Genomic DNA, 3,259 nt, shown 5'->3' on the forward strand with positions numbered 1-3,259 from the left:
GGCTGGGCCTGCTGCGACGACTGCCGGTGCCGGCTGGCAGGGCTATGGGCCGGTGCCACTGGGCAGCGATGCCGCGCAGCTGCACGCATCGTGGCCTGGCGAGCTGCAAGGGGATGCGGTCGCCGACGGCGGCTGCTATTACCTCAGTCCGGCCGGCCAGGACGAGGCCCGGCCATTCTTCATGATCGAGGGCGATCGCTTCGTGCGCTATGACCTGCGTAGCACCGCTGTTCCGGCGCCGGGCGGTGGCACGGTCGGCATGGAGCTGGCACAGCTGCAGGCGTTGTATCCGCACGCCGGCCCCCCGCAGCCGCACAAGTATGTGGACGGCGCCCGGATGCTGCGGGTGACGGCGGTCGACGGTGGTCCGGGCGTGCTGGTGTTCGAGCTGGGCGCCGATGGCAAGGTCGGCGCGTGGCGGGTGGGACTGCCGCCACAGGTGGATTACGTGGAAGGCTGCGGCTGATACCCTGCTGCCGCTAACGGTGGGGCACGCGTTCGGCCCTGCAACCGCCGCCATCATTGCCGGGAGAGATGCGGAATGTTTGAAGCAATCGTGTGGTTCGCATTGGGGCTGCTGCTGCTGGCGCTGGGCGGGGACTCCATCGTCAAGGCCGCCTCCGGTCTGGCCCAGCGCTTCGGCGCCTCGCCGTTCGTCGCCGGTCTGCTGCTGGTGGCGTTCGGCACCTCGCTGCCGGAGCTGGTGGTCAATGCCCGCGCGTTCGTGGTCGGCGCGCAGGAGCTGGCACTGGGCAACGCGGTGGGCAGCAACATCGTCAACGTCGGTCTGACCCTGGGTCTGGCGGCGCTGGCGTTTCCCTTGCTGGTGCGCACCCGGCTGCTGTCGCCGCTGCTGGTGCTGCTGGCCGTGGCGTCGCTGGCGTTGATCGTGTTCGGCCTGGATGGCGTGATCAGCCGCAGCGAAGGCATCGTGCTGCTGCTGGGCTTTGTGGCGGTGCTGGCGTTGCTGCTGACGCGCGCGCGGCGCGAGCCGGTGGAGCTGCAGGAGAGCATCGCCAACTACGCCACCACCCGCACGATGCTGTGGCTCAATATGGTCCGCCTGCTGATCGCCGCCGTGGTGCTGTATTACGGCGCACGCTGGGTGGTGCAGGCCGCACCGGTGATCGGCGCCGGCTGGGGGATGTCGCCGTTGCTGGCCGGCCTGCTGCCGGTGGCTATCGGCACCGCGTTGCCGGAAGTGGTTGCGGCCATCGCCGCGGCGCGTCGCGGCCAGGGCGACATGGTGGTCGGTCATGTGATCGGCTCGAGCCTGTTCAACCTGCTGGTGGTGGTGGGCGGTATGGCGGCGCTGCGGCCGATGCCGCTGCCGGCCTCGTTCGTGCGGCTGGAGCTGCCGGCGGCGATCGTGTTCGTGCTGATGCTGTACCCGATGCTGCGCGGCGACCTGAAGATCACCCGCGGCGAAGGTGCGGTGCTGCTCGTGGCGTTCCTGGCGTGGGTGGGGTTGGAACTGGCGCTGTTGTATTGACGGATCAGGGAGACAGTTATGCGCAAGGGGATGGGCGTTGCGGTGTTGTGCGTTGTACTGGCCGGGTGCGCGCTGCTGCCGCGGCAACAGGGGGCCTGGATCGATCCGGCGATGGCGGTGCAGCTGGCCGCGGCCGCCGGTCCCGGCCGTGGCGTGGATGGCGTGTTCGCACTGAACGTGCGTGCTATCGGGGAAGAGGGTGGCCGCCTGTTCCTGGGCTCGCAGCCGGACTACCGTGACCCGCGCAATCTCAGCGTCGCGGTGGATCCGCAGGCGCGGCTGGCGCTGGCCGAGCGGCTGCAGGCCGATCCGAAGACGGTGTTGAAGGGCAAGCCGGTTCTGGTGCGCGGTACCGCGCGCATGGTGCGGATCGACTTTACCGACGGTCAGGGGCAGCCCAGCGGGAAGTACTACTACCAGACCCATGTGCGCGTCAGCGACGTGGCGCAGATCCAGCTGCGCTGACGCCCGCCGGAAGCGCCGCCGCCTCAGTTGGGCGGAGTGTCGGTGTCGGCCCCGCCGTTACCGCCGGTGGGCGGTTCGGGGCGGCTTTCCATCATCAGCGACAGCGCCGCCTTGGCCATCAGGTGCGCGCTGATCGGGGCGGTGATGAACAGGAACACGGTGATCAGCAGCTCGCGCGGCTGCGGGTCTTCGCCCAGGAAGATGTGATAGGCCACCGAGCACGCCAGGATGCAGCCCACCCCCAGGGTGCTGGCCTTGGTCGGCGCATGCAGGCGCTTGAAGAAATCGGAAAAGCGCACCAGTCCCAGCGCGCCGACCAGGATGAAGAAACAGCCGAACACCAGCAGGGCCGACAGTGTGATCTGCAGGAACGTGATCATTCGACGATATCCCGGCGCAGTACGTACTTGCTCAGCACCACGGTGCTGCCGAAGCCGAGCATGGCGATGATCAGCGCGGCCTCGAAATAGATGGCCGAATCCAGGTACATGCCGAACAGCATCAGCAGCGCGATGGCGGTGACCGAGAGCGTGTCCAGGGCGAGGATGCGGTCCGGCACGGTTGGCCCGCGCAGCAGCCGCCACAGCGCCAGCAGCATCGCCAGCCCGACCACATGCATGCACACCATCAGGGTGGTTTCGAATATCAGATGCCCGTTCACGGGAAGATCTCCATCAGCGGCGCCTCGTAGCGGCTCTTGATCTCGGCGATCAGCGCGTCGGCGTCCTCCAGGTGCAGCACATGTACCAGCAGGTGGCGGCGGTCCTCGGACAGCGCGGCCGACACCGTGCCGGGGGTCAGGGTGATGAAGCTGGTCAGCGCGGCGATGCCGTGGATGTTGCCGATATCCAGCGGCAGCCAGATGAACGCCGGTTTCAGGCGGTCTTCCGGGCCCAGCACCTGTGCGGCCACGCGCAGGTTGCAGATCAGGATGTCCCACAGGATCGTGCAGACCAGCCGCGGTACCGGTCGCAAGGTGCCGATGCGGGCGAACTCGCGGTCCAGGCGCGCGGCGAACAGCGGCACCACCAGTCCGAGCAGCAGGCCCAGCAGCAGCTGCCCCACGTCGAAGGTGAAGGACATCACCATCCAGAACGCGACCACGGTGATGGACAGCACGGGCGACGGGAACAGCCGGCGCAGCAGCGGGCGATGTGGACTCATGGCTGCCTCACTTGCGGGAGGGTGCCGCGCACATCCTGCAGGTAGCGGTCCGGCGCCTGCAGTTGCGTGGCGATGGCCTCGGACTGGCGCATCAGCGGCGCGGCGAACACGCTCATCGCCACCACGTAGCCCAGCAGC

General features: G+C 68.4%; 6 protein-coding genes. 3 read left to right on the forward strand and 3 right to left on the reverse strand.

Features of this window, described 5'->3' with window-relative positions:
• From JCM9942_RS12715 to JCM9942_RS12725, 3 genes are all read left to right on the forward strand, one after another.
• Positions 1-466: hypothetical protein (locus tag JCM9942_RS12715; protein WP_083468539.1), on the forward strand; the 466-nt coding region annotated here is incomplete at its 5' end.
• A gap of 75 nt (positions 467-541) precedes the next feature.
• On the forward strand, positions 542-1,492 hold the full coding sequence (locus tag JCM9942_RS12720; protein ID WP_054660106.1) for a calcium/sodium antiporter: 951 nt from the start codon (positions 542-544) through the stop codon (positions 1,490-1,492).
• Between the two features lie 18 nt (positions 1,493-1,510).
• Positions 1,511-1,957 carry a hypothetical protein gene (locus JCM9942_RS12725; protein WP_054660108.1) on the forward strand — a complete coding sequence of 149 codons (447 nt, stop codon included), beginning with the start codon at positions 1,511-1,513 and terminating at the stop codon, positions 1,955-1,957.
• Positions 1,958-1,980: 23 nt separating this feature from the next.
• Here the strand turns inward: JCM9942_RS12725 and JCM9942_RS12730 are convergent, their stop codons facing one another.
• From JCM9942_RS12730 to JCM9942_RS12740, 3 genes are read right to left on the reverse strand one after another with little or no spacing between them, the layout of a single operon-like run.
• Positions 1,981-2,337, reverse strand: coding sequence for a Na+/H+ antiporter subunit G (locus JCM9942_RS12730; RefSeq protein ID WP_054660110.1), 357 nt, complete (start codon positions 2,335-2,337; stop codon positions 1,981-1,983).
• Positions 2,334-2,585 (reverse strand): K+/H+ antiporter subunit F, encoded by a 252-nt coding sequence (locus JCM9942_RS12735; RefSeq protein ID WP_425478351.1) that lies wholly within the window; start codon positions 2,583-2,585, stop codon positions 2,334-2,336. The genes JCM9942_RS12730 and JCM9942_RS12735 overlap by 4 nt, the downstream gene beginning before the upstream one ends.
• Before the next feature lie 29 nt (positions 2,586-2,614).
• Entirely contained in the window at positions 2,615-3,121 is a 507-nt protein-coding gene (locus JCM9942_RS12740) for a Na+/H+ antiporter subunit E (protein ID WP_054660114.1), read from the reverse strand.
• Positions 3,122-3,259: the final 138 nt, after the last annotated feature.

Source organism: Stenotrophomonas pictorum JCM 9942, assembly GCF_001310775.1.
Taxonomy (GTDB): domain Bacteria; phylum Pseudomonadota; class Gammaproteobacteria; order Xanthomonadales; family Xanthomonadaceae; genus Stenotrophomonas; species Stenotrophomonas pictorum.